We start from the raw sequence: 3,971 nt of genomic DNA, 5'->3' as shown, positions 1-3,971 counted from the left end.
CGATGCCGAGATCGGAGAAGGGCGTGCGGAAGAGCGAGCGCGGCGTGGCGTAGACGAGGTCGCAGTGGAGGAGCAGCGTCGTCCCGATCCCGATCGCCAGCCCGTCGACCGCCGCGATCATCGGCTTTCCGACACCGGCCAGCGTGTGGAGGAAATCCATCAGCTCGCCCATCGGGCGGTCGGACCCGGCGAAGGCTACGAAGTCGGCGATATCGTTGCCGGCGCAAAAAGCGCCCGGCGAACCGCAGAAGAGGATGCAGCCGACGGACGGATCGGCATCGGCGCGTTGGAGGGCTTCGTCCAGCGCGCGGTACATCGCCCGGTCGAGCGCATTCTTCTTCTCGGCGCGGTCGATGCGGATGCGGCAGACGCCGTCGCGGGTCTCGACGCGGATGTGCTGGCTCATGTCGGTCCTCAGTTCAGGGCCGCGGTGGCGGCGCGCAGGCTTTCGCCGCCGTCCATCACCTCGGCCGACAGGGCGTGGACGTCAGGCAGCAGCGTCTCCGCCATGAAACGGGCCAATGCCGCGCGCGATGGGGTGTCGGCGTCGGCCAGCGCGCCCTTGGCGAGATAGCAGTTGCCGGCCGTCAAAGAGAACAGACGCTGGTAGGCGGTGGCGCCGGCCAGCGCCGCGCCGGTTTCGCCCCGCGACATCCATTCGAGGAGACGCTCGGTCGTCTCGCGCAAAGCGGCAATGGCGGCGCGCAGGCGCTCCGCCGAACGGCCGAAGTCCGGCCGGTTGCTCTGCTCGACGCTCGTCACGATCTCCTCGAGCTCCGCGATGTAGGCGCGCACCGTTTCGCCGCCGGACAGCGGCAGCTTGCGCGTCACGAGGTCGATCGCCTGGATGCCGTTGGTGCCCTCGTAGATCGGCGCGATACGTGCGTCGCGCAGGAGGCGCGCGGCGCCGGTCTCCTCCACGAAACCCATGCCGCCGTGCACCTGGATGCCGAGCGAAGCGACCTCGACGCCGACATCGGTGGGGAAGCTCTTGGCCATCGGCGTCAGAAGGCTCGCGCGCTCCGCCCAGAAGCGACTGTCCTCGCCGTCCTGCCGCGACCGGTCGATAGCATGACCGCAGGAATAGGCGATCGCCCGCGCCGAGGCGACGAGCGCCTTCATCGTAAGAAGCATGCGCGCGACGTCGGCGTGCTCGACAATCGGCGCCATGTCCGTCGCGCAGGCAACGGCGGAGCGGCCCTGCCTGCGCTCGCGGGCGAAGTCCAGCGCCTTCTGGAACGCGGCCTGCGCGACGCCGAGCCCCTGGATCCCGACATAGAGACGCGCCGAGTTCATCATGGTGAACATGCAGGCGAGACCCTTGTTCTCCTCGCCGACGAGCCAGCCGACGGCACCCGCCTCGCCCGTCTCGCCGATGCCGTCGCCATAGACCATCGTGCAGGTCGGCGACGCATGGATGCCGAGCTTGTGCTCGATCGACTGGCAGAACACGTCGTTGCGGGCCCCGAGCGAGCCGTCCGCGTTGACGAGGCGCTTCGGCACCAGGAACAGCGAGATGCCCTTCACGCCCGCCGGGGCGTCGGGCAACCGCGCGAGGACGAGGTGCACGATATTGTCGGTCAGGTCGTGCTCGCCGAAGGTGATGAAGATCTTCGAGCCGAAGATGCGATAGGTGCCGTCGTCCCGCCGCTCGGCCCGCGTGCGCAACGCCGAGAGGTCCGAGCCAGCCTGCGGCTCGGTGAGGTTCATCGTGCCCATCCATTCGCCGGACACGAGCTTGTCGAGATAGGTCGCACGGAGCGCATCCGTGCCGTGCGCCTCCAGCGCGTCGACCGCGCCGAGCGTCAGGGTCGGCCCGATGCCGAAGGCCATCGACGCGCCGTTCCACATCTCGTAAATCGCGGCCGACAGGGAGGTCGGCAGGCCCTGCCCGCCATGATCTACCGGACCGGTCAAGCCGTTCCAGCCGCCGTCGATCCAGCGGTGATAGAGGTCGCGCCAGCCCGGCGGCATGGTCACCGCGCCGTCGCGCCAGACAGCGCCGGTCTTGTCGCCTCCTGCGGCCATCGGGGCGATCTCGCTATCGGCGAACCGTCCGGCCTCGTCCAGGATCGCATTAAGGAGATCGGGCGTCAGGTCGCCCGTTGCGCCTCGCGCCATCGCCTCCTCGAGCCCCGCCACATGCCGAAGCGTGAAGCCGATCTCGCCCACCGGTGCCCGATACATCCGTCTTCCTCCCGAACGCCAAAGCTTCGCTTATGGCTACCGGACTTTGACGTGAACGTCAAAGTTTCAAACGGTCGCGTCAGAGACGGTCCCAACCGGCGTCCGGCCGGAACCGTGGCCCATGCGCCATTTCGAGCTCACGCAGCCGCGCGATCACGGTGTCGACACCGCGCTCGCGCGCATATCGGATCGGTCCGCCGCGGAACGGGGCGAACCCTGTGCCGAAGACCATCGCGCCATCGGCGATCTCCTCGCTCTCCACCACGCCTTCGCGCAGGCACGCTACGACGGTGTTGACCATCGGCAGGATCAGCCGATCCTCGAGGTCGGGATCGTCGGCCGAGCCGTCCGGCAGGGCATCCGGGTGGATCTTCTTCGGCTTGCCGTCCGTGTCGTAGTCGTAGAGCCCCGCACCCGTCTTCACACCGAGCCGACCTTCGCGCACCATTTGGTGGAGCCAGCCCGGCATTTCCGGCAGCGGCATGCCGAGCCGCTCGGCCAGCGTCTGTGCAACCTCGACTGCGATGTCGAGCCCGACGCGATCGGCGAGTTCGATCGGCCCCATCGGCATGCCGAAGGCTTCGGCGCGTGCGTCGATCCGCTCTTTCGGAATGCCCTCGCCCATCAGGAGGATCGCCTCGGCGATGTAGGGGGTCAGCGCGCGGTTAACGAGGAAGCCGGCGCTGGGCCTCACCGGCGCCGGCAGGCGCGAAATCTCCGCGACGAAGCTCGTCGCGCGCCGCAGCGTCTCGGGCGAGAGACCATCGTGCCGGACCACCTCGACCAGCCGCATCCGCGATACGGGATTGAAGAAGTGCAGGCCGACGAACCGCGACGGATCGGCGAGCCCAGCGGCGAGGTCGGGCAGCGGCAGTGCCGACGTGTTGGTGGCAAGGATGGCGCCGGGCTTCATCCGCGCCTCGGCATCCCGCAGGATCGATTGCTTGAGGTCCAGCCGCTCCGGGGCCGCCTCGATCACGAGATCGGCGCCGGCGATGCCGAAGCCGACTGGATCGGGCACCAGCCGGTCCAGCGCGTCGCGAACCGTGAGCTTGTCCTTCAGCGTCTTCTCCAGCATCGACGCCGCCTTGCGCAGCGCTTCGCCGATCGGCTTCGCATCGATATCGGACAGGGAGACACGGAAGCCTTCCCGCGCTGCCCAGGCCGCGATGTCGCCGCCCATCGCGCCCGCACCGATGACGTGGACACGTCGAATCTCGGATGGGCCGTCCTTCAGGCCGCGCATCGCCTCGCGCAGGAAGAAGACGCGGACGAGGTTGCTCGAGGTCGGCGTCTCGATGAGCTGCCAGAAGCTTTCGAGTTCGGCCGCGCGCATGCGATCCGCGCTGCCGCCGTGGGCTTCCCAGAGATCGATCAGCCGGAACGGGGCCGGGTAGTTCTCCGGTCGTGCCGCCTTCGCGGCTTCTGCACGCATGCGCCGGGCAGCGAGGCTCCGGGCCGGACGCAGCGCGAAGGCCTTGCCCTTCCAGCCGGCGCCGGCCGGATGCAGCTCGCCGCTAACCGCCGCGCGCACAGCGTTGAGAACGTGGCGCTCTTCCACCACGGCATCGACCAATCCGATCCGCCGCGCGCATCGCGCGGTCGCGCTCTTGCCCGTCAGCATCATCGTCATCGCTTCCAGCGGATCGGCCACCGGGAGCGAGCGGAACGTTCCGCCGAGCCCCGGATGAAGGCCGAGCATGACCTCCGGGAAGCCGAGCGACGCGTCGGACACCGCGATACGGAAGCGACAGGCGAGCGCGATCTCCAGCCCGGCCCCGAGG

3 protein-coding genes are annotated in these 3,971 nt (G+C 68.9%); all 3 read right to left on the bottom strand.

From position 1 onward, the window contains the following. A partial coding sequence (locus tag QZ753_RS17055) for an enoyl-CoA hydratase-related protein (RefSeq protein WP_294645351.1) occupies nt 1-406 on the bottom strand: 406 nt, incomplete at its 3' end. Between the two features lie 8 nt (nt 407-414). Then, nucleotides 415-2,187 (bottom strand): acyl-CoA dehydrogenase, encoded by a 1,773-nt coding sequence (locus QZ753_RS17050; RefSeq protein ID WP_294645349.1) that lies wholly within the window; start codon nt 2,185-2,187, stop codon nt 415-417. Between the two features lie 79 nt (nt 2,188-2,266). Further along, nucleotides 2,267-3,971: 3-hydroxyacyl-CoA dehydrogenase NAD-binding domain-containing protein (locus QZ753_RS17045; RefSeq protein WP_294645347.1), on the bottom strand; the 1,705-nt coding region annotated here is incomplete at its 5' end.

The sequence above is a fragment of the uncultured Aureimonas sp. genome, assembly GCF_913775355.1.
Lineage (GTDB): Bacteria > Pseudomonadota > Alphaproteobacteria > Rhizobiales > Rhizobiaceae > Aureimonas.
This window is presented reverse-complemented; position numbering and strand designations above follow the sequence as displayed.